The sequence below is a fragment of the Nocardioides agri genome (genome assembly GCF_013778305.1).
Classification (GTDB): domain Bacteria; phylum Actinomycetota; class Actinomycetes; order Propionibacteriales; family Nocardioidaceae; genus Nocardioides; species Nocardioides agri.
In genome coordinates this window covers 1,641,650-1,665,025 of sequence record NZ_JACEIC010000002.1, presented here as the reverse complement: position 1 = coordinate 1,665,025, position 23,376 = coordinate 1,641,650, and the positions used below count along the sequence as shown (strand labels likewise).

The 23,376-nt window shown below is 72.5% G+C and carries 27 protein-coding genes; 16 read left to right on the top strand and 11 right to left on the bottom strand.

Annotation, left to right across the window (positions count from 1 at the left end; all coding sequences use genetic code 11):
• Positions 1 to 17: 17 nt before the first annotated feature.
• A complete protein-coding gene (locus HZF07_RS12725; RefSeq protein ID WP_309504718.1) occupies positions 18 to 752 on the top strand; it encodes a response regulator transcription factor in 735 nt (244 codons plus the stop codon).
• Here HZF07_RS12725 and HZF07_RS12720 read toward each other — a convergent pair.
• Both HZF07_RS12720 and HZF07_RS12715 read right to left on the bottom strand, forming a co-directional pair.
• Complete coding sequence (locus HZF07_RS12720; protein ID WP_157342102.1) at positions 692 to 889, bottom strand: hypothetical protein; 198 nt, start codon at positions 887 to 889, stop codon at positions 692 to 694. The genes HZF07_RS12725 and HZF07_RS12720 overlap by 61 nt on opposite strands.
• On the bottom strand, positions 886 to 1,200 hold the full coding sequence (locus HZF07_RS12715; protein ID WP_157342100.1) for a hypothetical protein: 315 nt from the start codon (positions 1,198 to 1,200) through the stop codon (positions 886 to 888). Before HZF07_RS12715 ends, HZF07_RS12720 begins: the two co-directional genes overlap by 4 nt.
• Before the next feature lie 308 nt (positions 1,201 to 1,508).
• Between HZF07_RS12715 and HZF07_RS12710 the strand changes: the two genes are divergently transcribed.
• Complete coding sequence (locus HZF07_RS12710) at positions 1,509 to 2,576, top strand: PDDEXK family nuclease (RefSeq protein ID WP_157342098.1); 1,068 nt, start codon at positions 1,509 to 1,511, stop codon at positions 2,574 to 2,576.
• Between the two features lie 86 nt (positions 2,577 to 2,662).
• On the opposite strand, the gene HZF07_RS12705 is transcribed toward HZF07_RS12710, so the two are convergent.
• The 3 genes from HZF07_RS12705 to HZF07_RS12695 all read right to left on the bottom strand — a co-directional run bounded on the left by HZF07_RS12705 (position 2,663) and on the right by HZF07_RS12695 (position 6,559).
• Positions 2,663 to 3,667 carry an inorganic phosphate transporter gene (locus HZF07_RS12705; RefSeq protein ID WP_157342096.1) on the bottom strand — a complete coding sequence of 335 codons (1,005 nt, stop codon included), beginning with the start codon at positions 3,665 to 3,667 and terminating at the stop codon, positions 2,663 to 2,665.
• Positions 3,668 to 3,673: 6 nt separating this feature from the next.
• Positions 3,674 to 4,297 carry a DUF47 domain-containing protein gene (locus tag HZF07_RS12700; RefSeq protein WP_181645135.1) on the bottom strand — a complete coding sequence of 208 codons (624 nt, stop codon included), beginning with the start codon at positions 4,295 to 4,297 and terminating at the stop codon, positions 3,674 to 3,676.
• A gap of 108 nt (positions 4,298 to 4,405) precedes the next feature.
• On the bottom strand, positions 4,406 to 6,559 hold the full coding sequence (locus HZF07_RS12695; RefSeq protein ID WP_157342094.1) for an RNA degradosome polyphosphate kinase: 2,154 nt from the start codon (positions 6,557 to 6,559) through the stop codon (positions 4,406 to 4,408).
• 71 nt (positions 6,560 to 6,630) lie between these two features.
• Here HZF07_RS12695 and HZF07_RS12690 point away from each other — a divergent pair, with 71 nt between their 5' ends.
• Positions 6,631 to 7,644, top strand: a complete 1,014-nt coding sequence (locus tag HZF07_RS12690; RefSeq protein WP_181645134.1) for an alpha/beta hydrolase — start codon at positions 6,631 to 6,633, stop codon at positions 7,642 to 7,644.
• Here HZF07_RS12690 and HZF07_RS12685 read toward each other — a convergent pair.
• Entirely contained in the window at positions 7,641 to 10,292 is a 2,652-nt protein-coding gene (locus HZF07_RS12685) for a hypothetical protein (RefSeq protein WP_157342090.1), read from the bottom strand. The genes HZF07_RS12690 and HZF07_RS12685 overlap by 4 nt on opposite strands.
• Before the next feature lie 49 nt (positions 10,293 to 10,341).
• Complete coding sequence (locus HZF07_RS12680) at positions 10,342 to 10,698, bottom strand: DsrE family protein (protein WP_157342088.1); 357 nt, start codon at positions 10,696 to 10,698, stop codon at positions 10,342 to 10,344.
• Positions 10,699 to 10,720: 22 nt separating this feature from the next.
• Between HZF07_RS12680 and HZF07_RS12675 the strand changes: the two genes are divergently transcribed.
• The 4 genes from HZF07_RS12675 to ygfZ are packed head-to-tail and all read left to right on the top strand — an operon-like array spanning position 10,721 to position 13,286.
• On the top strand, positions 10,721 to 11,416 hold the full coding sequence (locus HZF07_RS12675; protein ID WP_157342086.1) for a hypothetical protein: 696 nt from the start codon (positions 10,721 to 10,723) through the stop codon (positions 11,414 to 11,416).
• A gap of 10 nt (positions 11,417 to 11,426) precedes the next feature.
• Positions 11,427 to 11,927: a heme-binding beta-barrel domain-containing protein gene (locus HZF07_RS12670; RefSeq protein WP_157342084.1), complete on the top strand. Its 501-nt coding sequence runs from the start codon at positions 11,427 to 11,429 to the stop codon at positions 11,925 to 11,927.
• Positions 11,924 to 12,343: a Fur family transcriptional regulator gene (locus tag HZF07_RS12665; RefSeq protein WP_157342082.1), complete on the top strand. Its 420-nt coding sequence runs from the start codon at positions 11,924 to 11,926 to the stop codon at positions 12,341 to 12,343. Before HZF07_RS12670 ends, HZF07_RS12665 begins: the two co-directional genes overlap by 4 nt.
• The gene (gene ygfZ, locus HZF07_RS12660) at positions 12,336 to 13,286 is read left to right on the top strand and encodes a CAF17-like 4Fe-4S cluster assembly/insertion protein YgfZ (protein ID WP_157342080.1); all 951 of its coding nucleotides are present in this window, start codon (positions 12,336 to 12,338) and stop codon (positions 13,284 to 13,286) included. Before HZF07_RS12665 ends, ygfZ begins: the two co-directional genes overlap by 8 nt.
• A gap of 159 nt (positions 13,287 to 13,445) precedes the next feature.
• On the opposite strand, the gene mshD is transcribed toward ygfZ, so the two are convergent.
• A complete protein-coding gene (gene mshD, locus HZF07_RS12655; protein ID WP_181645133.1) occupies positions 13,446 to 14,261 on the bottom strand; it encodes a mycothiol synthase in 816 nt (271 codons plus the stop codon).
• Positions 14,262 to 14,265: 4 nt separating this feature from the next.
• Positions 14,266 to 15,000 carry a response regulator transcription factor gene (locus HZF07_RS12650; RefSeq protein WP_157342078.1) on the bottom strand — a complete coding sequence of 245 codons (735 nt, stop codon included), beginning with the start codon at positions 14,998 to 15,000 and terminating at the stop codon, positions 14,266 to 14,268.
• A gap of 85 nt (positions 15,001 to 15,085) precedes the next feature.
• Between HZF07_RS12650 and HZF07_RS12645 the strand changes: the two genes are divergently transcribed.
• Positions 15,086 to 15,388, top strand: coding sequence for a MoaD/ThiS family protein (locus HZF07_RS12645; RefSeq protein WP_157342075.1), 303 nt, complete (start codon positions 15,086 to 15,088; stop codon positions 15,386 to 15,388).
• On the opposite strand, the gene HZF07_RS12640 is transcribed toward HZF07_RS12645, so the two are convergent.
• Positions 15,309 to 15,767, bottom strand: coding sequence for a VanZ family protein (locus tag HZF07_RS12640; RefSeq protein WP_309504717.1), 459 nt, complete (start codon positions 15,765 to 15,767; stop codon positions 15,309 to 15,311). The two genes, HZF07_RS12645 and HZF07_RS12640, sit on opposite strands and share 80 nt — an antisense overlap.
• Positions 15,768 to 15,827: 60 nt before the next feature.
• On the opposite strand from HZF07_RS12640, the gene HZF07_RS23915 reads away from it, so the two are divergent.
• The 6 genes from HZF07_RS23915 (at position 15,828) to HZF07_RS12610 (ending at position 20,762) form a co-directional block, all read left to right on the top strand.
• A complete protein-coding gene (locus HZF07_RS23915) occupies positions 15,828 to 16,298 on the top strand; it encodes a thioredoxin family protein (RefSeq protein WP_309504716.1) in 471 nt (156 codons plus the stop codon).
• Positions 16,299 to 16,534: 236 nt separating this feature from the next.
• Positions 16,535 to 16,984 carry a DUF4395 domain-containing protein gene (locus tag HZF07_RS12630; RefSeq protein WP_157342069.1) on the top strand — a complete coding sequence of 150 codons (450 nt, stop codon included), beginning with the start codon at positions 16,535 to 16,537 and terminating at the stop codon, positions 16,982 to 16,984.
• A 50-nt stretch (positions 16,985 to 17,034) separates the two neighbouring features.
• Entirely contained in the window at positions 17,035 to 17,883 is an 849-nt protein-coding gene (locus tag HZF07_RS12625; RefSeq protein WP_157342067.1) for a sulfurtransferase, read from the top strand.
• Positions 17,883 to 18,179 carry a DUF1416 domain-containing protein gene (locus HZF07_RS12620; protein WP_157342065.1) on the top strand — a complete coding sequence of 99 codons (297 nt, stop codon included), beginning with the start codon at positions 17,883 to 17,885 and terminating at the stop codon, positions 18,177 to 18,179. The genes HZF07_RS12625 and HZF07_RS12620 overlap by 1 nt, the downstream gene beginning before the upstream one ends.
• Positions 18,180 to 18,467: 288 nt before the next feature.
• Complete coding sequence (locus tag HZF07_RS12615; RefSeq protein ID WP_157342063.1) at positions 18,468 to 18,866, top strand: hypothetical protein; 399 nt, start codon at positions 18,468 to 18,470, stop codon at positions 18,864 to 18,866.
• 138 nt (positions 18,867 to 19,004) lie between these two features.
• Positions 19,005 to 20,762 (top strand): DUF4012 domain-containing protein, encoded by a 1,758-nt coding sequence (locus HZF07_RS12610; protein ID WP_157342061.1) that lies wholly within the window; start codon positions 19,005 to 19,007, stop codon positions 20,760 to 20,762.
• 7 nt (positions 20,763 to 20,769) lie between these two features.
• Here HZF07_RS12610 and HZF07_RS12605 read toward each other — a convergent pair whose 3' ends face one another.
• Positions 20,770 to 22,194 carry a tyrosine-protein kinase domain-containing protein gene (locus tag HZF07_RS12605; protein WP_181645132.1) on the bottom strand — a complete coding sequence of 475 codons (1,425 nt, stop codon included), beginning with the start codon at positions 22,192 to 22,194 and terminating at the stop codon, positions 20,770 to 20,772.
• 42 nt (positions 22,195 to 22,236) lie between these two features.
• Between HZF07_RS12605 and HZF07_RS12600 the strand changes: the two genes are divergently transcribed.
• Positions 22,237 to 23,070 carry an ATP-binding protein gene (locus HZF07_RS12600; protein ID WP_181645131.1) on the top strand — a complete coding sequence of 278 codons (834 nt, stop codon included), beginning with the start codon at positions 22,237 to 22,239 and terminating at the stop codon, positions 23,068 to 23,070.
• Entirely contained in the window at positions 23,067 to 23,339 is a 273-nt protein-coding gene (locus tag HZF07_RS12595) for a hypothetical protein (protein ID WP_157342057.1), read from the top strand. The genes HZF07_RS12600 and HZF07_RS12595 overlap by 4 nt, the downstream gene beginning before the upstream one ends.
• Positions 23,340 to 23,376: the final 37 nt, after the last annotated feature.

Sequence of the window (23,376 nt, the reverse complement as noted above, 5' to 3'; positions counted from 1 at the left end):
TGCCACGCTGCGCTGTCGTGATCGAGGACGACGCGGACATCGCGACGCTCCTCGAGACTGCGCTGACCTCCCAGGGCTTCGAGGTCACGATCGCCCACGACGGCCAGCACGGGGTGGATCTGGTCGCCGCGCTGTCGCCGGACCTGGTCACCCTCGACGTGGGGCTGCCGGGCATCGACGGGCTCGAGGTGTGTCGCCGGATCCGGCCGCTCACCGACGCCTACGTGATCATGGTGACCGCACAGGCCGAGGAGATCGACCGGCTGATCGGCCTCGAGACCGGTGCCGACGACTACCTCGCCAAGCCCATCAGCGTCCGTGAGCTCAAGGCGCGGGTCAACGCGATGTTCCGCCGGCCGCGGCACTTCTTCGAGGTCCCGGTGGCCGTGGGCGCCGACCTGGTCGCCGTGCCGGCCGGTGTCGCCGGCGGCTTCTCCGGTGACGCCAACGAGGTCCTCCGGCACGGAGGCCTGGCCGTCGACGTGGACGCCCACCGGGTGTGGCGCGACGGCGAGGAGGTCGACCTGACGCCGACCGAGTTCGAGCTGCTCACCCGCCTCATGCGAGCGCCCGGCCGGGTGTGGACGCGCGCGCTGCTGATGGAGGAGGTCTGGGGGCAGACCTGGGGCGAGACCCACCACGTGGAGGTCCACATGGGCAACCTGCGCCGCAAGCTCGGCGACCGGCGAGGTCAGGTGCGGTTCGTCGAGACGGTGCGGGGCGTCGGGTACCGCATGTGCCCCGCCAGCTGAACCACGCCCTGCTGCTCGCCGTCGGCGACGAGTGACCCGGCTTCGATCCGGACGCCGCGGGACAGATCGACGCCGCTGTGCGCGGGCACCAGGCGACGGAACGTCGCGGGCTGGAAGGTCTCGGCCGTGGTGCTCACGACTGCGCCTCCGCCCGGACGAGGGTGAGCCGCGGGCGGCCGTCGGGCCGGTGGGTCGGCGTCGGGACGATTGCCGGGGCGGTGCCCCGTGCGCCGCGACGCGGCTGCGCGCGGCGTACCAGGACGACGGCGAGCGCCACGACCCCGGCGGCCGCGACCCAGGTGGTCCCGTAGCGGTGGGTGAGCGCCCGGACGGCGTGCTCCGCGTGCTCGGCCAGAGCGGCCGGCCCCACGACGAGGACGACGGTGACCGCGAGTACCGCGCTGAGCGCGGTGACCACGGTGCTGGGTGCTGAGCTGGTGGTGCGCATCTGGTCCCTCCCCCCTGGGATCCCGCCGCTGGACCCGCCGCGGGTGTTCGTGACAGGACGATCAAACCGCGCCGACCTCAAGACCCCGCCCGACCCGTCCCCCGTTTTCCTGCAAGACAACTGCAATGCCCTCAGGTCCTGCCTTGCACCTGTCGGCGATAGCCAGCGACGTTCTGGTTGCTCCGAACCGTTGGGAACAACCAGAACGTCTGTGGCTATCGGGACGTAGGCACCACCCAGCCGGGCGCGCGGCGGAGGGCTGTGGATGAGCGCGGCGAGGCAGCGCCGCTGTCCCGCACCGTGGCGGCGTGAGACCTCGCACCCGACACATGTGGCCGCCGCCGTTCGACCCGGCGCGGCCGTACGTCGTGCGGCCGGTCCGGGTCGACCCGGAGGGCGTCACCGGGCCGACCCGTGCCCAGGTCCGCGGGGCGCGGTGGCGGCGTACGAGCCGTGGCTTCTACGTCCCGGCCGAGGTGAGCCGCAACCTCCCCGAGCAGCGCATCGTCGAAGCGGCCCACCATCTCTCCAGCGCGAGTGCGGTCACCGGATGGGCAGCGCTGAGCTGGAGGCTGGCGGGCTGGTTCGACGGCCGCACGGACGGGGGCAGGTCGGAGCTCGCGGTGCCGGTCACGACGATCAGGAACGCCGTGCGGTCGCGCCCCGGTCTGGCGGTGACGTCGGAGTGCATCCCGCCTCGCGACCGCGTGGTGGTCGACGGGCTCAGGGTGGTCACGCCGGCGTGCGCGGTCGCGTTCGAGATGCGGTACGCCGACAGCCTGGTCGCGGCGGTGCGGGCGTTCGACATGGCGGCGGCGGCCGACCTGGTGTCGGTCGCCGAGCTCCTCGACCACCTGGAGCTGCTCTACCACTGGATCGGGATCCCGCAGGCCCGTGAGGCGGCGCAGCTGGTCGACGAGAACGCATGGTCACCGGCCGAGGTCGACGTCCGGCTGACCTGGCCGCTGGAGCTGGGCCTCGAGCCTCCGTTGACCAACCGGCCGGTGTTCGACAGTCATGGCCGGCACGTCGCGACTCCGGACCTGATCGACGTCGAAGCCGGTCTGGTGGTCGAGTACGACGGTCCTGTCCACCTCGCCGCCGATCGGCGTGCCCGGGACCTCGTCCGGGAGGACGACCTGCGGCGACTCGGGCTCGAGTACCTCACGCTCGTCGCCGCCGACCGGGCCGACCGGTCCCGGATGGCCCGGCGGATCCTGGCCGCCCGCGCGCGCTCGCCGTTCACGCCGGTGCCGGACCGGAGGTGGACGATCGAGCCGCCACCGTCGTGGACCCCCACCGCGACGGTCGAGCAGCGCCGCTCGCTGTCACTCGACCAGCGCGAACGGCTCCTGCGGTATCGCCGTACGGGCTGACCGCCGGCATAGCCAGCGACGTAGTGGTCGTTCCGACCGTGCCGGACCAACCAGAACGTCGCTGGGTATCGCGACGACGAGCAGGCTCAGACGCCGAGGATCGCGTGCAGGACCGCGTAGAAGCCGGCGGCGACGAGGCCGGCCATGGGGAAGGTGAGGACCCAGGCGGTGACGATCGAGCGGGCGACGCCCCACCGGACGGCGGAGAAGCGCTTGGTGGCGCCGGCGCCCATGATCGCCGAGGTGATCAGGTGGGTGGTCGAGATCGGGGCGTGGAAGACGAAGGCCGTCGTGTACAGGACACCTGCGCCGACCGACTCGGCCGCGAAGCCGCGGGCCGGGTCGAGGTGGATGATCCGGCGGCCGAGGGTGCGCATGATGCGCCAGCCGCCGGAGTACGTGCCGAGCGAGATCGCCGCGGCGGAGGAGATCACGATCCAGATCGGGAGGTTCTCCTGGCCGGCGTAGTAGCCCGCGGTCGTGACCGTCAGGAAGATGATGCCCATCGTCTTCTGGGCGTCCTGGAGGCCGTGGCCGAGCGCCAGTGCCGCGGCGGAGACGGTCTGCGCCATCCGGAACCCGCGGAAGACCCGGTGCGGATTCCGCTTCCGGAAGACCCACATGATCGTCAACATCACGACGAACGCCGCGAAGAAGCCGAACACCGGCGACAGCACCATCGGGATCAGCACCTTGTCGACGATCGTCGCCCAGTGCACGAGGTCGACGCCCCCGGCCGCGATCGCTGCGCCGACCATGCCGCCGATCAGCGCGTGCGAGGACGAGGACGGCAGGCCGAAGTACCAGGTGATGAGGTTCCAGGTGATGGCGCCGAGCAGGCCGCCCAGGATGACCACGAGGCCGTGGGTGCCCTCTGGTGGCGAGATCACCTCACTGACGGTGTGCGCGACCTCCTGGCCGAGCAGGGCGCCGACGAAGTTCATGACGGCCGCCAGGATGAGGGCGACCTTGGGGGTCAGCGCACGCGTCGACACCGAGGTGGCGATGGCGTTGGCGGCGTCGTGGAACCCGTTGGTGTAGTCGAACACCAGGGCCACCACGACGACCGTGATGACGATCGCGAGCTCCATGTGGGGTCAGGACTCCTTGACCGCGATCTGCTCCACCGTGTTGGCGACCTTCTCGAACGCGTCGATCGCCTCCTCGAGGCCCTCGACGATGTCCTTGAGCTTGAGCACCTCGATGGTCTTGAACTCGCCGCTGAAGAGCTTCGCGATCGTACGGCGGTGGTTCTTGTCGCCGGCGTTCTCGAGCCGGTTGACCTCGATCCAGTACTCCTCGAGGGACTGCGACTGCATCGACTGGAGGTTCGGCATCGCGTCCGCGGTCAGCTCCGCGCAGCGCTGGAGCACCTCGACCTGGGCCGAGAGCTCGGCCGGGAGGAGCTTGACCTCGTACAGCAGGATCATGTCGACGACCTCGTCCATCATGTCCATGACGTCGTCGAGCCCGGACGCGAGGGAGTAGATGTCCTCGCGGTCGAACGGCGTCACGAAGGTCGAGTTCACCTTCTTGACGATGGCGTGCGTTGTCTCGTCGGCCTGGTGCTCGGCCTCGCGCATCCGGCGCGCCACGTCATCGTGGTCGGCGCCGTCGGCGAGCATCTCGGCGAGCAGCGATGCTCCCCTGATGAGGTGCTGGGCCGACTCGGTCAGCAGGACGTAGAACGACGTGTCGACGGGGCGAAGGCGCAAACCCACGGATAACTCCTGGTGAGGAGGAAAAGAACGCGATCAGCCTAGGGGGTGAGATGCCCGAAAACGCAAGTGGCGCCCATTCCGGGAGCCCTCCGCGCCCTGTGTCGGTGGTCACCGACGCCGGCGCGGGCTCTCGATCAGCGCCTGCTGGAGGTCCGTGGCGCCCTCGTTGCGCGCCCAGCAGCCCTCGCTGTCGAGCTCCCAGGCGGTCACGTGCGGGGCGAAGGCGAGGTCCAGGAGCTCGCCGATCACCTGGATGCTGTCGGCGCCGGGCAGCCGCACCAGCACCTCGACCCGACGGTCCAGGTTGCGGTGCATCATGTCGGCGGAGCCGATCCACACGGTGGGGTCGCCGGCGTTCTCGAACCAGAAGATCCGGCTGTGCTCGAGGAACCGGCCGAGCACGGAGCGCACGGTGATCGTCTCCGACAGCCCGGGTACGCCGGGCCGCAGCGCGCAGATGCCGCGCACGAGCAGCTCGACCGGGACGCCTTCCTGCGAGGCGAGGTAGAGCGCGTCGATGACCGCCTCGTCGACGACGGAGTTGGCCTTGAGGCGGATCCGGGCCGGGCGGCCGGCGCGGTGGTTGGCGATCTCGCGGTGCACCTGCTCGACCAGCCCGGAGCGCACCGAGTCCGGCGCGACGAGGAGCTGCTCGTACGACGCGTTGCGCGACCAGCCCGAGAGGTTGTTGAAGAGATGGGCGACGTCCTCGCCGATCTGCTCGTTGGTGGTGATCAGCCCCAGGTCCTCGTACATCCGCGACGTCTTGGGGTTGTAGTTGCCGGTGCCGATGTGGGTGTAGCGCCGGATGCCGTCGGGCTCGTCGCGGACCACCATCGCGAGCTTGCAGTGGGTCTTGAGGCCGACGAGCCCGTAGACGACGTGGCAGCCGGCCTGCTCGAGCTTGCGGGCCCAGCGGATGTTGGCCTCCTCGTCGAAGCGCGCCTTGATCTCGACGAGCACCAGCACCTGCTTGCCCGCCTCGGCGGCATCGATGAGCGCGTCGATGATCGGGCTGTCGCCGGAGGTGCGGTAGAGGGTCTGCTTGATGGCCAGCACGTGCGGGTCGGCGGCAGCCTGCTCGAGGAAGCGCTGCACCGACGTCGCGAAGGAGTCGTAGGGATGGTGCAGCAGTACGTCGTTCCTGCGGGCCGCCTTGAACACGTCGACGGGCGCTGACGACTCGACCTCGGCCAGCCGCGGGTGCGTGACCGGCACGAACGCGGGGTACTTCAGCTCCGCCCGCGGCAGGTCCGCGATGTCGTGGAGCCCGCGCAGGTCCAGCGGACCCCGGAGCCGGAACACCTCCGCCTCGGAGACGCCGAGCTCGGATACGAGCAGCTGGAGCACCTGGGGAGCGATCGACTCCTCGACCTCCAGCCGGACCGGCGGCCCGAACCGACGGCGCAGCAGCTCCTTCTCCAGGGCCGCGAGGATGTTCTCGGCGTCGTCCTCCTCGACCTCCAGGTCCTCGTTGCGGGTGACCCGGAACGTGTGGACCTCGAGCACCTCCATGCCCGGGAAGAGCCGCTTGAGGTGCTCGCCGATCACGTCCTCCAGGGGCACGAAGCGCTGGTTGCCGACCGGCACGAAGCGGGAGAAGATCGGCGGCACCTTCACCCGCGCGAAGTGCTCCTTGCCGGTCTTGGGGTTGCGGATCAGCACCGCCAGGTTGAGCGAGAGCCCCGAGATGTAGGGGAACGGGTGCGCCGGGTCGACGGCCAGCGGCGTCAGCACCGGGAAGACCCGCTCCTTGAAGAGCCGCTTGCAGGCCCGCTGCTCGTCGCGGTCGAGGTCGTCCCAGCGGACGAGCTCGATGTTGGCGTCGCGGAGGGCGGGCACGATCTCGTCGCGGAAGAGCCGCGCCTGACGCTCGGAGAGCTCGCGGGTCGTGCGCAGGATCAGGTCGAGCACCTCACTCGGCATCAGCCCGCTCGCCGCCCGCACGGCGAGCCCGGCGGCGATCCGGCGCTTGAGGCCCGCGACCCGCACCATGAAGAACTCGTCGAGGTTGCTCGTGAAGATCGCGAGGAACCGGGTCCGCTCGAGCAGCGGCAGGTCCGGGTTCTCGGCGAGCTCGAGGACGCGCTGGTTGAACCGCAGCCAGGACAGCTCGCGGTCGAGGAACCGGTCCTCGTACTTCTCCACCGCGGCGAGCGCGTCGTGGTCGGGCAGGTACGGCGGCTCGACCTCGAAGGTCTCCTCCGGGATCGCCTCGCCATGGCTGGACAGGGCGTCGGGAGGCAGGCTGTCGAGCGTCATGCACCGAGTCTGGCACCAACCGGTGAACACGGGGTGACGCCGACCGCGGACGGATCGGTAGGTTGCCGGGCGTGAACGCCCTCGAACCCGTCGAGACCCTCCTGCTGCGAGCCGCCCTCGCGCTGCCACCACGCGTCCAGCGCGTGCTCGCCGGCCGGCCGGTCGTCGTCGACGGCGAGCCGCTCGCCGTCGACACCCAGCTGATGCTGCGGATCCAGCGGCTGATCCGCGAGCCGGCCGCGGAGTCGCTGCCGATCCCCGAGGGACGCCGCGCGATCCGCCGGCACACCCGGCTGGTCGCCGGCCGGCAGCCGATCGGCGAGGTGCGCGACCTGCGGGTGGCCGGCCTCCCGGCCCGGCTCTACACGCCGTCGCTCTCGCGCGGGCCGCTGCTGGTGTTCTTCCACGGCGGTGGCTTCATGTACGGCGACCTCGAGTCCCACGACGCCGCCTGCCGGTTCCTCGCCGAGCGCTCCGGCGTACGGGTGCTGGCCGTGGACTACCGCCTCGGTCCGGAGCAGCCGTTCCCGGCGGCGTACGACGACGCGCTCGCGGCGTACCGCTGGGTCGTCGAGCACGCCGACGAGGTCGGCGCCGACCCCACGCGGCTCGCGGTGGGTGGCGACTCCGCCGGGGGCAACCTGGCTGCCGTGGTCGCGATCGAGGCGGCCCGCGAGGGGCTGCCGCTCGCGCTCCAGCTGCTCGTCTACCCGGTGACGGACGCCGCGCGCGAGACCGCGAGCTCCACGTCGTTCCAGACCGGCTTCTACCTGACCAGCGCGTTCATGGACCTCGCCCACGACAGCTACGTGGCCGGCGGCGACCCGCGCGACCCGCGGATCTCGCCGGCGTACGCCGACCTGCCGGCGACCCTCGCGCCGGCGTACGTGGTCACCGCGGGCTTCGACCCGCTGCGCGACGAGGGCGAGGAGTACGCGGCGCTGCTGGAGAAGGCGGGGGCGGCAGTGGAGCTGCGCCGGTTCGGCGACCAGATCCACGGCTTCTTCAACATGGTCGGCGTGGGGCGCTCGGCCCGGGCGGCCAACGCGGAGATCGCGGCCGCGCTCCGACGCCACCTCGCCTAGCGCCGGAAGATCCCCTTCTTCTTCTGTAGCTCCAGCAGATCGGCGCGCACCTGCTCCAGCTCCTGGGCGAGCTCGCGGGCTCGCTCCTCGGCCGCGAGCCGCTCCTCCATCGCTGCTTCGGCGAGCTCGGCCTGGTGCCGTACGGCGGCCTCGACGGCGCTGCGGTCGGAGGCCCGGTCGGCGGCGGCCGACTCGGCCTCGGTCCGCAGCCGGGCCTGCTCGGCGGCGGCCTGCTCGGCAGCCTCCCGGGCGGCGACGGCGGTCCGCAGCTCGTCGGCGTGACGGGTGGTCTCCTCGCCGGTGGCCGCGAGCACCTCGCGCAGCCGCTGCTCGGCCTCGCGGCGCTCCTCAGCGGCGCGGGCGGCGAGCTCGGCGTGCGCCCGTGCGTCGTCCTCGGCCGCGCGCCGGGCCTCGAGGGCCTCGGCCGCGGCCCGCTCGGCGTCCGCGCGGGCCTGGGCGTGCTGCTCGGCGGTCGCGTCGGCGGCGGCCCGGGCCTCGGCGGCGGTGCGGGCCACCTCGGCGTGCTCTGCTGCCTGCTGGTGGGCGGCTGCCTGGGCCGCGGCCGCGGCGGCGGCGGCCTCCGCCTGGGCGGTGGCTCGGCGCTCGGCCTCCTCGCGCTCGGACTGGGCCTGCTCGGCGCGGGTCGCTGCTGCCTCGGCGTCGCGCTCGGCCGTGGTCCGGTCGGCGTGGGCGGCGCCGGCAGCCTCGAGCTGGGCGCTGGCCTGCCGCTCGGCCTGCTCGCGCGCGGCGGTGGCCTCGGCCGCTGCGCGCTCGGCGTCCGCGCGGGCGTGGGCGTGCTGCTCGGCGGTGGCGTCGGCGGCGGCTCGGGCCTCGGCGGCGGTGCGGGCCACCTCGGCGTGCTCTGCTGCCTGCTGGTGGGCGGCTGCCTGGGCCGCGGCCGCGGCGGCGGCCGCCTCGGTCTGGGCGGTGGCTCGGCGCTCGGCCTCCTCGCGCTCGGCCTGGGCCTGTCCGGCGCGGACGACGGCGGCCTCGGTGTCGCGCTCGGCAACGGCCCGGTCGGCGTGGGCGGCCGCGGCGGCGTCGAGCTGGGCGCGAGCCTGGCGCTCGGCCTCCTCGCGGGCGGCGGCCGCGTCGATGGCCGCCTGCTCGGCGACGGTCCGGGCGACGTGGGCCTCGGCGGCTCGCTCGGCCTCGGTCCGCGCGGACTCGTCGGCCGCGAGCTTGGCCTCGTGGGAGACCTGCAGGGCGCCCGCCATCTCGGCAGCGGTACGGCGCGCCTCCTCCTCGCCGAGCGCGGCTGCGGCTGCGGCCTCGGCCGCCCGGGTCGCCGCCTCCTCCGCCGTGGTGCGCGCGGCCTGCGCGGCCTCGGCCGCGGCGGCGCGCTCATCGGCCGCCTGCTCGGCGGCGAGCCGCGCGGTGTGCGCCTCGTCGGCGAGCCGGGCGTGCTCGGCGGCCGACGAGTCGGCCGTCGCGCGTCCCTGGAGCGCCTCCGCGGCGGTGGCCTCGGCGGCGGCGCGGGCCTCGACCGCGTCCGCGGCCGCCTGCTCCGCGGCCGCGCGGGCCTCCTGCGAGCCGGTCACGAACTCCTCGTGCGCAGCGATCGCTGCGGTGAGGCGGGCCGCGAGCTCGGTGGCACGGGTCTCGGCGCCCTCGCGGTCAGCGTGTGCGGCGGTCGCCCGCTCGGCGGCCTCCTGCGCCGCCTGCTCGGCCGCCTGCCGCTCGGTGAGGGCGGTGGCGGCCCGCTCGGCTGCGGCCGTCGCGGACTGCTCCGCGGCGGTCCGTGCCTGGTGCGCGGCGGTGGCGGCGGCGTCCTGCTCGGCGGCCGCGGCCTCGGCGGCGGCGCGCGCCTCGGCCTGCTCGCGCGCCGCGGTCTCGGCCTTGGCGCGGGCGTCGGCCTGGGTGGCCGCGGCCCGCTCGGCGGCGAGGCGCGCCTCGCCGGCAGCGGCGATCTGCTCCTCGAGGTCGGCGACGCGGGCCTCGGCCGCCGCGCGGGCCTCCTCGGCCGCGCGGACCCGCTCCGCGGCTGCGGCAGCGGCCTGCTCCGCCGCCACCCGCGCCTGGTGGGCCTCGGCCGCGGCGGTCGCCTGCTCCTCGGCGTAGGCCTCGGCGGCGGCCCGAGCCTCGCTGGCCGCTGCCTCCCGGGCGGCGGCCTCGCGGGCGGCCTCCTCGGCGGCCGCGCGGTCGACGGTCTGCTGGGCGCCGGCCTGCTCGGCGGCCAGCCGCAGGGCGGTCGCCACCTTCGCGGAGTCGACGAGCTTGCGGGCGGCCTCCTCGGCCTCGACGCGCTCGCGGGCCGCGGCGGTCGCCGCCTCCTCGAGCCGGACCCGCTCGGCGGCGTGCTCGGCTGCGGCCTCCTCGGCGGCGCGGCGTGCGTCGTACGCCTCCTGCGCCTTGGCGGCGTGCTCGGCGGCCCGGTCGTCCGCCTCCGCGCGAGCGCGCGCGTGCTGGGTGGCCGCCTCCTCGGCGACGAGCCGCTCGGCGGCCTGCTCGGCGGCGGCCTGCTCGGTGCGCCGGCGCAGCTCCGTGGCGCGCTCGACCGCGGCCTGGAGGTCGGCGGGCGTCCGGACGGCCGGCTCCGGCTGGCTCGGCGGGGGCGCGGGGGACTCAGGACCGGCCTGCTCGCTCAGCTCGCCGTGCTCGGCCTTGCGCTGCCACCAGCGGGTCGGAGTCGGGTCGTTCGATGTCATCAGGCGAAAGCCTAGGGCCTCAGGGCGTCGATGCGGCGCGATGCGCCCGTCAGTAGACGAGCGCCTGGGCGTCCGCCGCGAGCGCCTCCTCGACGAACGCCGCGGCGCCCGCGATCCGGACTCCGGGCAGCAGGTCGGCCTCGCCGATCTCCCGTCGCGCGGCGCACTGCGTGCACACGGTGACCCGCCCACCCGCGGCGACGGCGGCCACCAGGTCGGCGGCCGGGGCCGCGTGGGGGAGCGAGAAGCCCTCGCGTCCGGCCACGCCCAGCCAGGCAGCCTCGCCCGTCAGCCACAGGCTGACGTCGGCTCCGGCGCTCAGCGCGGTGGCGGCGACGGTGAGCCCCTGGTTGGCACGCTCGGGCTCGTCCGCGCCGCAGGTGACCTTGACGACGAGAGGGCGCATGGCAGCAACCTATAGTTCGTCGGTGCGTTCCTTCGAAGAGCTCCTCGACGACCCGACCTGCAACCTGGCGGTGGACGACCAGGGATCGGAGGTCGCGCTGGTCGCCTTCGGCGGCCTGAAGGGTCGGCTCGCGATCGCGCCGTTCGAGTTCTTCGGCCTCACGCGCGGCATGCCGGTGACCAAGGTCTTCATCCGTGACCCCGCGCAGGCCTGGTACGTCGACGGGGTGCCCGAGCTCGGCCCCGACCTGCGCGCGGCGGCGCTCGGGCTGCGCCGCGTGGTCGACGACCTCTGCGGCCGCGCCGTCCTGTTCGGCAGCTCCGCCGGCGGCTTCGCCGCGGTCGCGGCCGCCCTGGTCGGCCGCTTCGAGGAGGTGCACGCCTTCGGCGCGCAGGTCTCGATGCGCCGTGAGGACCGCGCGGCGATGAACGACGCGCGGTGGCGCCCCCGGGCGCGGGCCCTCTACGACGCAGCCCGATCCGACACCCTCCTCGACCTGCGGCCGCTGCTCGACGCCTCCGACGGCTCGACCCGGGTCGAGCTGCACGTCTCCGACGACGACCTCGACCTCGCCCACGCCGACCTCGCCGCCGGCCGGCCCGGGGTGACCGTGCACCGCCACCCGGGGGGCGGCCACACCTTCGTCCGGCAGCTGCGCGTCGACGGGACCCTCGAGCGGATCGTCCGCGACTCGCTGGGCCTGCCCGCCGCTCTCTAGAGTTGACCCCATGCCGTTCGAGATCCCGGACAACATCCACCCCGACTGCGCCCGGCTCGCCTGGCTGATCGGCAAGTGGGCGGGCAACGGGCACGGTGAGTACCCCGGCATCGAGAACTTCCAGTTCGGCCAAGAGGTCATCTTCCAGCAGGACGGGCGGCCGTTCATCCACTACGTGTCCCGGGCCTGGATCGTCGACGCCGAGGGCAAGCACGTGCGCGAGGCCGCGCAGGAGACGGGCTTCCTCCGGCCGAAGGCGGACGGCACCCTCGAGGTGCTGCTCACGCACAACACCGGGTTCGTCGAGATCTGGACCGGCGAGATCCACCCGGAGCAGCCGCGCTTCGAGATCGTCACCGACGCGGTCGCGCGGACCGCGACCGCGAAGGAGTACACCGGCGGCAAGCGCCTCTACGGCTACGTCAACGGCGACCTCCTCTACGCGTTCGACATGGCCGCGATGGGGCACGAGCTGCAGCCCCACACGCACGCGCAGCTCGTCAGGCAATGAACGAGGAACTCGCCGCCAGGCTGCACAGCCTCGGCTACCGGCTCACCCCGCAGCGCCAGCTCGTGCTCCAGGCGGTCGACAAGCTGGGCCACGCCACGCCGGACGAGATCCTCGCCGAGGTGCAGCTGCACGCGAGCGCGGTCAACGCCTCCACGGTCTACCGCAACCTCGAGGTGCTCGAGGAGCTCGGCCTGGTGCGGCACGCCCACCTGTCCGACCGCGCCCCGACGTACCACTCCGTGAGCGACCACACGCACTTCCACCTGGTCTGCCGGAAGTGTCAGCGGGTCGTTTCTGTTGATGCTGGTGAGGTGGCCGGATTCGCGGACGCGACGAGGGCGCAGCACGGCTTCGTGCTCGACGTCGGTCACCTGGCCATCTTCGGCGAGTGCGTGGAGTGTGAGACGGATGCGTAGCCCCCTGCTGAGCCTGCCCGGTGCCGTGGCCGGCGACGGCGTCGACCACGACGTCGCCGCGCACTACGGCTCCTTCAACACCGAGCAGCGCACGCTCGAGTCCGGCGACGGCTTCGTCGACCTCTCGCACCGCGACGTCGTGCGGGTGTCCGGACCCGACCGCCTGACCTGGCTGCACTCGCTCACCACGCAGCACCTCGAGTCGCTCGCCCCGAAGGCGTGGACCGGCGCGCTGGTGCTGAGCCCGCAGGGGCACGTCGAGCACGCGTTCTTCGGGTACGACGACGGCGAGGCGTTCACCGCGCACACCGAGCCGGGCGCGGCGGCCGCCCTCGTGGAGTTCCTCGACCGGATGCGCTTCATGATGCGCGTCGAGGTCGCCGACGTGACCGACGAGCTGGCCGTCACCTGGCGCCCGGGCGCCGCGGCCGAGGGTCCCTACGCCGGCTACGAGCTCGTCCCGCGCGCCCAGCTGACGGCGTACGCCGACGCGGCGGGGCCGGCCTGCGGGCTGTGGGCGTTCGAGGCGCTGCGGATCGCGCGCGGCGAGCCCCGCCTCGGCCTCGACACCGACCACCGCACGATCCCCAACGAGGTCGGCTGGATCGGACCCGCCGTCCACCTCGACAAGGGCTGCTACCGCGGGCAGGAGACGGTCGCGCGGGTGCACACCCTCGGCCGGCCGCCGCGCCGGCTGACCCTGCTGCACCTCGACGGCTCCGAGAACCGCCTGCCCACCGTCGGGTCCGACCTGTTGCACGGCGAGAAGGTGGTCGGCTTCGTCGGCACCTCCGCCCGCCACCACGAGCTCGGCCCGATCGCGCTCGCGATGGTCAAGCGCAACGTGCCCCTCGACGTCGAGCTCAGCGTCGAGGGGATGCCGGCCGCCCAGGAGGTCGTCGTCGACCCCGAGGTCGGCCTGCACGTCCGCCCGCTGCGCTGACGGCGGCCCGTCGAGAAGCGAGAGCGCGAGCAGGTCCTCTCCCGCAGCTGGAGAGGACCTGCTCGCGCCACTCGACGGGAAGATAGGGCAACTCGTCCACCGACGTGGGCGAACGCTCGACTGGGCCGGACCTGACCAGGCGTTGTCCAGACCGGGCCGCTATGCGGTGCCGCGTCGGTACATGACGTGGGTGTCGGCGTCCGCGTGGGTGAAGCCGACCTTCGTGTAGAGCGCGACGGCGGCGTCGTTGTCGGACTCGACGTAGAGATGGATCTCGTCGACGCCGAGGCCGGTGAGGTGGTGGAGGCCGGCGAGGGTCACGACCTTGCCGAGCCCGCGGCCCTGGGCGGCCGGGTCGACGCCCACGACGTACACCTCGCCGAGGGTGGGGGAGTGCTGCTTGGTCCAGTGGAAGGCGACCAGCCGGTCCCCGTCGTGGGCCAGCAGGAGGCCGGCGGGGTCGAACCACGGCTCGGCCATCCGCTCGGCCAGGTCGGCCGCGTCCATCGCGCCCTGCTCGGGGTGGTGGGCGAACGCCGCGGCGTTGACCCGGATCAGATCGTCGGCGTCGGCGGGGGTGTAGCCGCGGATCGTCACGCCGTCCGGGACGGCGAGGTCGGGCAGCGGCGTCGAGGTCGGCCGCCGCAGCACCCACAGTGCGCGCACCCGCTCGAAGCCGTGGCGCCGCGCCAGCGCCGCGGCCGCGGGGTGGTCGCCGTGCGACCAGGCGGTCAGCGGACCGGCGGGGACCTCGGCCAGCAGCGCCGCGCCGATCCCTCGGCCTCGCGCCGACGGACGGACGACCAGGCTCAGCTCGCCGCCGACCAGCAGCGCGAAGCCGTCGTCGTGGCTCCAGCTCCGCACGTCGTCGGGCCGGTGCTTGAGCGCGCGCCAGGTCGCCTCGTCGAGCGGCGCCGCACCGTCAGCCGCCTCGGCCTCGCCCGCGATGGCGGCGATGGCGTCGAGGTCGGTCACGGGATCAGCCTAGGGCGGCGTCCTCGGTGGCGCGGGCGTCGGCGGCGGCCTTCTGCTCCTTCGACGGGAGCACGAAGCGGTAGCCGACGTTGCGGACGGTGCCGATGAGCGTCTCGTTCTCGGGTCCGAGCTTCGCGCGCAGGCGGCGTACGTGGACGTCGACGGTGCGGGTGCCACCGAAGTAGTCGTAGCCCCAGACCTCCTGCAGCAGCTGCTGGCGGCTGAACACCCGGCCGGGGTGCTGGACCAGGAACTTCAGCAGCTCGAACTCCTTGAAGGTCAGGTCGAGCGGGCGGCCGCTGATCTTGGCCGTGTACGTCGCGTCGTCGACGACGACCTCGCCGGAGCGGATCACGTGGGACTCGGGGTCGTCCGCGTCGCGGCGGGCGTTGAGCCGGCCGATGGCGAGCTTGATCCGGGCCTCGAGCTCGGCGGGGCCGCAGGTGTGCAGCACGACGTCGTCCATGCCCCAGTCCTGGGCGACGACCGCGAGGCCGCCCTCGGTGCAGACCAGCAGCACGGGGACGTCGGTGCCGGTGGTGCGGATCAGTCGGCACAGGTCGCGTGCGTGCGCCAGGTCCTGGCGACCGTCGACGAGCAGCAGGTCGGAGTCGGGCGCCTCGAGGAGCGCGCTGCCCTCGGCGGGCAGGATCCGGACCTGGTGGCCGAGCAGCGCGAGGGCGGGCAGCACCTCGGCGGACGGCTGGAGGGCGCTCGTGAGAAGCAGGAGCGTGCTCATGGAGTGGTCTCCTCCCGATCGGGCGGGGACCGAAACGCGACGCTGGGCTTCGGCCGGTGACTCTCGTCGGGAAGAATACCGTTACATGAGCGTCGCATTGGATCCTTCCAAGCGAAATGAGACCGACACCATCCAGGTGCACTACTGGGCGTCGGCGCGTGCTGCTGCGGGCGTGGGCGGCGACGCGCTCGAGGTCGACGGGCCGATCACCCTCGACGAGGTGGTCCGCCGCGCGAGCGCACTGCACCCGGGCACGCGGCTGCCCGACGTGCTCAAGGTCTGCTCCGCGCTGGTCGGCGACCGGCCCGTCAGCTCCGAGGATCCCGGGGACGTCGTGGTCCAACCGGGCTCGACGGTGGAGTTCCTGCCGCCGTTCGCCGGCGGCTGACGCGTCGCCAGGCGAGCACCACCAGCGCCCCGAGTAGGCCGCCGAGGGTGTTGGCGACGACGTCGACGTACGACGCCGTGCGCTCGGTGAGCAGCGCTCCCTGGGTGATCTCGACGGCGCAGGCGCCCACCAACGCGAGCGCCGTCCAGGTCCGCCAGGTGGTGCGTGGCCAGAGGATCGACCCGAGCGCCGAGACCGGCGCGACGATGAGGGCGTTGCAGAGGAACTCCGCGTCGGACTGGTTCAGGCCGCCATGGGCGAGCCAGCCCGCCATGCCGGACTGGGTGCTCGAGGTCGGCGCCAGCAGGGCCACGCCGAGGAGCGCGCAGTAGACGAGCAGCCCGACGACCTCCCACCGGCGTACGTCGACTCGGGTCACGTGACGAGACCCTCTCACGGCGCAGGGAATGTGGCCGACGGCGCGGTCGTTGCGCGGGACGTGAGCACCGGAGCCTGGATCGCCGTCGCGGCCGTCGTCCTCGCCCTCGGGTTCGGCGCCTACCGGCTGCTCACCGATGGGAGGTTCCGCGGGACGCACCAGGTGCGCGACGCCGAGCCGCCGACCGTCGAGGAAGGGCCCCGTGCTGTCTCGACGCCGGTCGCCTGGGACGCCGTGCGGACCGCCGTACCCCAGGCGCAGCTCGGCGAGCGCGCGACGCTGCTCCAGTTCTCCTCGGCGTTCTGCGCACCGTGCCGGGCCACCCGGCGCACGCTGTCCGAGGTGGCGGAGCTGGTCCCGGGCGTGACCCACCTCGAGGTGGACGCGGAGCACCACCTCGAGCTCGTGCGAGCGCTCGGCGTCCTGCGCACGCCGACCACGCTCGTGCTCGACGCGACGGGCCACGAGGTCACCCGTGCCGCAGGTGCGCCGCGCAAGGAGCAGGTCATCGCCGCGCTCGGGAACGCCTGATGTCCACATCGTGGATATCCGTTCCGTATCGTGAGACGCCGATTGTGAGCACGGCCCCGCCGCTCCCTACTCTGGACGACATGTCCTCGACCTTGCTGACCAAGCGCCGCGCAGTGGACCACTGCCGCGTCCGCTCGGCGCTGTGTCGAATGCGCTGAGCCGGTCGCGCCTGTCTGCCTCCTTCTGAGTGCCACGCGACCGATCCGGTCCGCCACGCACCCGCTCGCAGGAGAGACATGTCCACCGTCGCCACGCCCCGCACCACCGCCGGCATCGACCCGCGCGGTCCGCAGCTCGCCGCTGCGCTGACCTCGGTCGTGCTGGTCGTGGTGCTGCTGCTCGCCCCCGGCCCCGCCGCCGTCGTGCTGCTCGCGCTGCAGGGCGTCGTCTTCGCGATCGGTGCCACCCGGGGCGTGCAGCACGCGCCGTACTCCTGGGTCTTCCGCACCCTGGTCCGTCCGCGCCTGTCCGCGCCCGACGAACTCGAGGACCCGGCCCCGCCGCGGTTCGCCCAGGCCGTCGGGCTGGTCTTCGCGCTCGTCGGCCTGGTCGGGCTCGCCCTCGGCCTCGAGGTGCTCGGCCTGGTCGCCGTCGGCTTCGCGCTGGTGGCGGCGCTGCTCAACGCCGTCTTCCGGCTCTGTCTGGGCTGCGAGATGTACCTCCTGATCCGCCGCGTCACCGCCTGATCCCCACCAGACCCCGCGCCTTCCCCGGCGCACAAGAAAGGTAGAAGCACATGACTCGCGAGAACTCCCTCGTCTCCGCCCAGTGGGTGGAAGAGCACCTGGACGACCCGAAGGTGGTGCTGGTCGAGGTCGACGAGGACACCACCGCCTACGACAAGGGCCACATCCGGGGCGCCATCAAGCTCGACTGGACGACCGACCTGCAGGACCAGGTCCGCCGCGACTTCGTCAACAAGCAGCAGTTCGAGGCCCTGCTCTCGGGCCGCGGCGTCGCCAACGACGACACCGTGGTGCTCTACGGCGGCAACAACAACTGGTTCGCGGCCTACGCCTACTGGTACTTCAAGCTCTACGGCCACCAGGACGTCAAGCTCCTCGACGGCGGCCGCAAGAAGTGGGAGCTCGACTCGCGCGAGCTCACCGACGAGCTGCCGACCCGCGCGGAGACGTCGTACACCGCGCAGGAGCAGGACACGAGCATCCGCGCCTTCCGCGACGAGACCGTCGAGGCGATCGGCGTGAAGAACCTCGTCGACGTGCGCAGCCCCGACGAGTACGCCGGCCGGCTGCTCGCCCCGGCCCACCTCCCGCAGGAGCAGGCCCAGCGCGCCGGCCACATCCCGACCGCGGCGAACGTGCCGTGGAGCAAGGCGGCCAACGACGACGGCACCTTCAAGTCCGACGAGGAGCTGAAGGAGATCTACACCGAGGCCGGCGTCGACTGGAGCAAGGACACCATCGCCTACTGCCGCATCGGTGAGCGCTCCTCGCACACGTGGTTCGTCCTCAAGGAGCTGCTCGGCCAGGAGAACGTCAAGAACTACGACGGCTCGTGGACCGAGTACGGCTCCCTCGTCGGCGTCCCGGTCGTGCTGGGCGACGAGGCAGGGGAAGCCTGATGTGCGGCGCGACCGAGGGCGGCCTCTCGCTCGACGGCATCGACGTGAAGAAGGAGGCGATCGTCCAGGGCCAGGTGGTCCGTGACGGCTCGCCGGTCGGCAACGCCTACGTGCGCCTGCTCGATCGGACCGGTGAGTTCACCGCCGAGGTCCCGACCTCCGCGACCGGTCACTTCCGGTTCTTCGCCGGCGACGGCGAGTGGACGCTGCGCACCCTCGCGCCGAAGGCCGACCCCGTCGACAAGCGGGTCATCGCCGCCACGGGCTCGATCGCCGAGGTCGTCGTCGCGATCTGAGCCCGGGCACTGCAGCGCCGCCCTCGGACACGAACGGGCCCCCTTTTCCCACCGGCGGGGAAGGGGGCTCGTTCGCGTTCCGAGGACCACTGTCTGCCCTAGACCACTTGACGCGATGAGGCCGTTCGCGTGGCCGTTCGCGGCGCTCATCGGCCCCGAAAAGGCTCGTATCGGCAGGTGGTGGTGTGATCTGAGGGGTTTCCTGCTCAACTCGCCTACGCATCGCCAATTTTCGTGATTTGATGACCGCTCCACAGACTCGAGAACCAACCTGGGGGAGCCCCACACATGAAGAAGTTCATCACTGGTCTCTTTGCGGCGCTGCTGCTGACGGCCGGTTTCGTCTCTCTCTCGGGACAGGCTCAGGCGGCGCCCAGCGTCGACTGCGCGGCCAAGTACACGATCTGCTTCGCCACCAAGACCGTTGCCAAGGGCAGCAGGGTCACGGCAGACCAGCACCCGACGGTGACGGTGACGGTCCGGGCCGCCAGCAACGCCAAGGTGAAGGGCAAGCTCGCCGTGAAGTTCGGCGACCGGACGATCGTCCGCAGCTACAACGACGAGACCCGTGTTGTGCGGCTGCCCCTCATGGCGGCGGGCACCTACAAGGTGAAGGTGACCTTCACCCCGGCTGCGACGTCGCACCTGAAGCCGTCGAGCCGCAGCGCGACGCTCGTCGTTCGCTGACGGGACGCGCTCGACCAGCTGAGCACCGTCCGGGCCTCGCGACCTCGTCGCGGGGCCCGGACGCATTTCGTCGCCGTGGCGACTGCAAGAGGGGGGTAGTGGTCGATGACCGGATCGCGGGCGCATACTCTGAGCGTCGTGAAGCGCGGTCTGTCCTGGGTCGCGCTCGTCCTCCTCGCCGTCGTCGTGCTCGCTACCGGGTGGGTCCTCTGGACCGCCTACCAGGTCAACCGGGACCTCGCGGCAGCCGTGGCCGACGCTGCCGCCGTCCGTGAGAGCGTCGAGCTCGGCGACGCGCCCGCGACCGAGGTCGCGCTCGCACGCCTGAAAGACCACAGCGCCGCGGCGGCAGAACGGACCTCGGGCAGGACCTGGTCGACGCTGACCCACCTCCCCCTCGGTGGCGACGATGCTCGTGGGGTCGCGCTCACCAGCGGGGTGGTCCGCGACCTGGCCGCCGACGGCGTCGCGCCGCTGGTCGCGATGTCGGACACGCTCGACGCGATCGTCCTCGGCGACGGGCGGGTCGACCTGCGCGCCCTCGAGCAACTCCGTCAGTCGGTCACCACCGGCTTGACCGCCTTCGACGATGCGAACGAGCGACTGAGCGCCGAGGATCCGTCGTCGTACGTCGCCCCGCTGCGCTCGAAGTTCGCGGACCTGACCCACCAGGTGGACGATGCCGCCGATGCCCTGCGCAACGCCGACACCGCGCTCCGCGTCCTTCCCGGCATGTTGGGAGCGAGCCGCCCCCAGCACTACCTGCTGGTCTTCCAGAACAACGCGGAGATCCGTGCGACCGGAGGCATCCCGGGATCCTCGGCCCTCCTGAGCGCCGACGACGGCAGGCTGTCGCTCGAGTCCCAGAGCGCCGGCGGCACGCTGCCGCGACGCAACACCCCCGTCCTGCCGATCACCGGCGCCGAAGAGGCGCTCTTCGGCCCGCAGGTCGGCACCTTCTTCGTGGACGCCAACCTCACCCCGGACTTCCCGCGCGCAGCGCGTCTCCTGGCGGCGCGCTGGCAGGAGGAGGAGCCGGGCACGGCTCTCGACGGCGTGATCGCGCTCGACCCCGTGGCGATGTCCTACCTGCTGGCCGGCACCGGACCGGTGCAGGCCGAGGGGCGGACGCTCACGCAGGAGAACGCTGTGTCCGAGCTCCTGAACCGTCCCTACCTCGAGCTGACGCCGGCCCAGCAGGACGCGTTCTTCGCCGGCGCCGCGCGCCAGGTCTTCGACGCCGTGACCGGCGCACCCGACTCGCCTGCCGACCTCATCGACGGGCTGGTGAGGTCGGTCCGCGAACGCCGCCTGCTGGTGGCGTCGTTCGACGCGAAGGTCCGCCGCGACCTGGCCGGCACGCCGATCGCCGGTGAGCTGGCCACGGGCCGTCGCGGCGCTGCGACCGTCGACGTGGCGATCAACGACGCGACCGGCGCGAAGATGTCCTACTACCTGCGCTACGCGGTCGAGATGTCCTCTACCGGGTGCGCCGACGATCGTCAGACTCTCGCCGGCCGGCTGACGATGGCGCAGACCATCCCGCAGTCCGAGGCGGCGCGGCTCCCGGACTACCTGACTGCCGCGGGCCACTTCGGCACCGAGCCCGGCGCTCAGACCGATGCGGTCCACCTGATCGCTCCGACCGGCGGCGCGATCAGCGACGTCAGGATCGACGGCGAGAGGGTGCCGGTCGACGTCGTCGACCTCGGCGGCCGGCCGGCCACCACGCTGGCCATCCTCGTGAGCGGTCCGGAGCCGGTCGAGGTCACGTGGACGATGACGACGGATCGCCGTCAGTCGGGGGACCTCGAGGTCCGGGTCACCCCGGGCATCGAGGCGGGGAGCAAGGACGTCGCCGTGCGGACGTCCTGCTCCGCCCCGAACGGTTCCTAGTCGCTGGTCAGGCGCGAGTGAGGCGCTCGCGCAGCCGGGCCAAGCCCGTCGCTTCCTCGGTCCGGCGGTAGTAGTAGCCGCCGTAGTAGCCGGACTCGGTGTCGCTGCGCGGGACCCGGTTGAGGATGACGCCGAGCACCTTGCCCTGCACGGCGTACACGTGCCCGAGAGCTGCCTTCAGCTCGGTGTCGAGCGTGCGCCCGTGCGAGATCACGACGAGCGCGCCGTCGGCGTGCGTCGTCAGCACGGCGGCATCGGTGACCGGCAGGAGTGGCGGGGCGTCGATGATGACGATGCTGTCGGACGCGAGCTTCTCGAGCGTGGCGCGCATCGCCTTCGAGCCGAGGAGCTCGCTGGGGTTCGGGGGGATGCTGCCCGCGGCGAGCACCCGCAGCCGCTCGTAGTCGTGGTGCTCCTGCAGCACGTCGTCGATCCCGACGTTCCCGACCAGCACGTCGGTCAGGCCGGCGCCCTCCACGAGGCCGAACGAGTTCGCCACCATGGGCCGGCGTAGGTCGCCGTCCACCAGCGTGACCGACTCGCCGGACAGGGCGATGGCTGCCGCCAGGTTGGCCGCGATCGTGGACTTGCCGTCGGACTGGTGCGGGCTGGACACGACGATGACCCGCGGCGGGTTGTCCACGTCCATGTAGGCGAGGTTGGTGCGCAGCTTGCGGTAGGCCTCGGCGGGCGCCGCTGCGCGCTCGCCGGCGCCGTCGACGACCGTCAGCGCGGCGCGACCGTTGGCCTGCTCGACCACGCGCGTCGCGGGCACGGTGCCCGCGACCGGCACGCCGAACTCGCGCTCGATCTCGGTCGCCGACCGGAGGCGCCGGTCGAGCTGGTTGCGCACCATGGCGTACCCGAACCCGAGCAGCAGACCGGCGAGCAGGCCGATCAACAGGTTGAGGTTGGGGCGGGGCGAGACCGGCGCGCTCGGCAGCGCAGCCGCCTCGACGGGAACGATCTTGACGACCTCGGTCGGTCCGCCCTTCGGGTTCTCGATCGTGTCGACCTGGCTCGCGAGCGCACGCACCCACGCATCGGCGAGGGCCTGTGCCTCCTGGGGGCTGGTCGCCTTCGCGGTGATCTTCAGGAGCACGGTGTCGATGGGCTGCTCGACCGAGATGTCTCCGATCAGGCCCGCCGGGCTGGCGTCCAGCCCGAGGTCGTCGATCACCCGCTGTGCGGTGGCCCTGCTGGTGGCGATGTCGACGTAGGACTTGGCGCGCGACTTCGCCAGGGTGTCGTTGACAGACGCCAGTGCGGGGTCGGTGGTCTGCCCGCTCGAGACGAAGCCGTTGGCATTCGCCGCGTAGATCTTCGGCTGGCTCAAGGTGTAGACGCCCGCGATCGCGACCGATGCCAGCGTGATCACCGTCACGCCGACCCAGTGCGCGCGGAGGATCCGCAAGTAGTCCCTGAGCTCCATCAAACTGCCTTCCGAGCAAAGGCACCCGGGTAGGATCCGCGGGTGCCCGACGATCATGCAGACGACGCCTGCATTCCCATAAACCTTAAGGCGTTGGGCATTCCTGTGCGGCTGAACGTCAGAGGTGACCAGCGCAAGGTTCTTGCAACGCAGCTGCGCAGCGCATGGTCGCGTTGCCTCGTCGAGGAGCACCTGGCCGGCCTGGATGACCCGGTGACGCTGGCCGTCCTCGCGGACACGGACGGATCCGCCGTCGCGGAGTCCAGGGTCGCCCTGAGCAGCACGAGCCTGCCGCGCCTGATGGATGCCATCTCGCCGGCGGTGACGGTCGCCGCGATCGAGCGTCAGGCAGGCGAGCTGTTGATGCTCCACGCCTGCGGGCTCGCCGACCCACGGACGGGACGCACGATCGCCCTGGTCGCGCCGTCCGGCACCGGCAAGACGACGGCGGCATCGACGCTCGGACGTCATCTCTCCTACGTCTCCGACGAGACCGTCGGCGTGACCGCGGACGGCACCGTGGTCGCGTACCCCAAACCGCTCTCGGTACTGGTCGGGCCTGACGACACGGTCAAGCAGCAGGTCGACCCCGGAGTGCTCGGACTTCCCGTGGCGCCGGAGCGGCTCGAGCTGGCTGCGATCCTGTGGCTGGACCGCGACCCGGACGGCCCGGAGCGACCTACCGTCGAGTCGATGCCCACCGTGCGGGCGATCGCCCAGCTGAGCCCCCAGATCTCGTCCCTGACGAGGTTCGAGACCCCACTGCGTCGCGTCGCGTCGACGCTCCACCGCGTCGGCGGGCTCCACCGGGTCCGCTACCGGGAGGTCGGCGACCTGCGCCCCATCGTGTCCGGTCTCCTGGACGGTGCGAGATGAGGGTGCAGTCCGCAGTCCTGGAGTCCTACGAAGAGGATGGCGAGACCGCAGTCCTCCTCGACGACCAGGTGCTGGTGCTGTCTCCACTGGCCGCCTTCATCGTCGCCGCCGCTGGCGCGGGCGGCGTCGAGGTCGAGGACCTGCACGTCGCCCTCGTTGCCGAGTTCGGGGCACCTCCCACCGACGATCCGCTCGCCGCGACGAGGGGCGCCGTGGAGACGCTGATCCAGACCGGGGCGCTCACCGAGGCGTCGCCGGAGCCCCGCTGATTTTCCGAAACTGCAAGGAATCGGCAACTTGTCCTCG

What these genes read in the sequence shown, in the direction of transcription:
- HZF07_RS12705 (WP_157342096.1), bottom strand. Translation starts at nt 3,667, where the DNA reads ATGGAGCTCGCGATCGTCATCACGGTCGTCGTGGTGGCCCTGGTGTTC.
- HZF07_RS12630 (WP_157342069.1), top strand. Translation starts at nt 16,535, where the DNA reads ATGTCCACCGTCGCCACGCCCCGCACCACCGCCGGCATCGACCCGCGC.
- HZF07_RS12595 (WP_157342057.1), top strand. Translation starts at nt 23,067, where the DNA reads ATGAGGGTGCAGTCCGCAGTCCTGGAGTCCTACGAAGAGGATGGCGAG.
- HZF07_RS12605 (WP_181645132.1), bottom strand. Translation starts at nt 22,194, where the DNA reads ATGGAGCTCAGGGACTACTTGCGGATCCTCCGCGCGCACTGGGTCGGC.
- HZF07_RS12685 (WP_157342090.1), bottom strand. Translation starts at nt 10,292, where the DNA reads ATGACATCGAACGACCCGACTCCGACCCGCTGGTGGCAGCGCAAGGCC.
- HZF07_RS12680 (WP_157342088.1), bottom strand. Translation starts at nt 10,698, where the DNA reads ATGCGCCCTCTCGTCGTCAAGGTCACCTGCGGCGCGGACGAGCCCGAG.
- ygfZ (WP_157342080.1), top strand. Translation starts at nt 12,336, where the DNA reads ATGCGTAGCCCCCTGCTGAGCCTGCCCGGTGCCGTGGCCGGCGACGGC.
- HZF07_RS12650 (WP_157342078.1), bottom strand. Translation starts at nt 15,000, where the DNA reads ATGAGCACGCTCCTGCTTCTCACGAGCGCCCTCCAGCCGTCCGCCGAG.
- HZF07_RS12625 (WP_157342067.1), top strand. Translation starts at nt 17,035, where the DNA reads ATGACTCGCGAGAACTCCCTCGTCTCCGCCCAGTGGGTGGAAGAGCAC.
- HZF07_RS12645 (WP_157342075.1), top strand. Translation starts at nt 15,086, where the DNA reads ATGAGCGTCGCATTGGATCCTTCCAAGCGAAATGAGACCGACACCATC.
- HZF07_RS12615 (WP_157342063.1), top strand. Translation starts at nt 18,468, where the DNA reads ATGAAGAAGTTCATCACTGGTCTCTTTGCGGCGCTGCTGCTGACGGCC.
- HZF07_RS12715 (WP_157342100.1), bottom strand. Translation starts at nt 1,200, where the DNA reads ATGCGCACCACCAGCTCAGCACCCAGCACCGTGGTCACCGCGCTCAGC.
- HZF07_RS12670 (WP_157342084.1), top strand. Translation starts at nt 11,427, where the DNA reads ATGCCGTTCGAGATCCCGGACAACATCCACCCCGACTGCGCCCGGCTC.
- HZF07_RS12695 (WP_157342094.1), bottom strand. Translation starts at nt 6,559, where the DNA reads ATGACGCTCGACAGCCTGCCTCCCGACGCCCTGTCCAGCCATGGCGAG.
- HZF07_RS12620 (WP_157342065.1), top strand. Translation starts at nt 17,883, where the DNA reads ATGTGCGGCGCGACCGAGGGCGGCCTCTCGCTCGACGGCATCGACGTG.
- HZF07_RS12665 (WP_157342082.1), top strand. Translation starts at nt 11,924, where the DNA reads ATGAACGAGGAACTCGCCGCCAGGCTGCACAGCCTCGGCTACCGGCTC.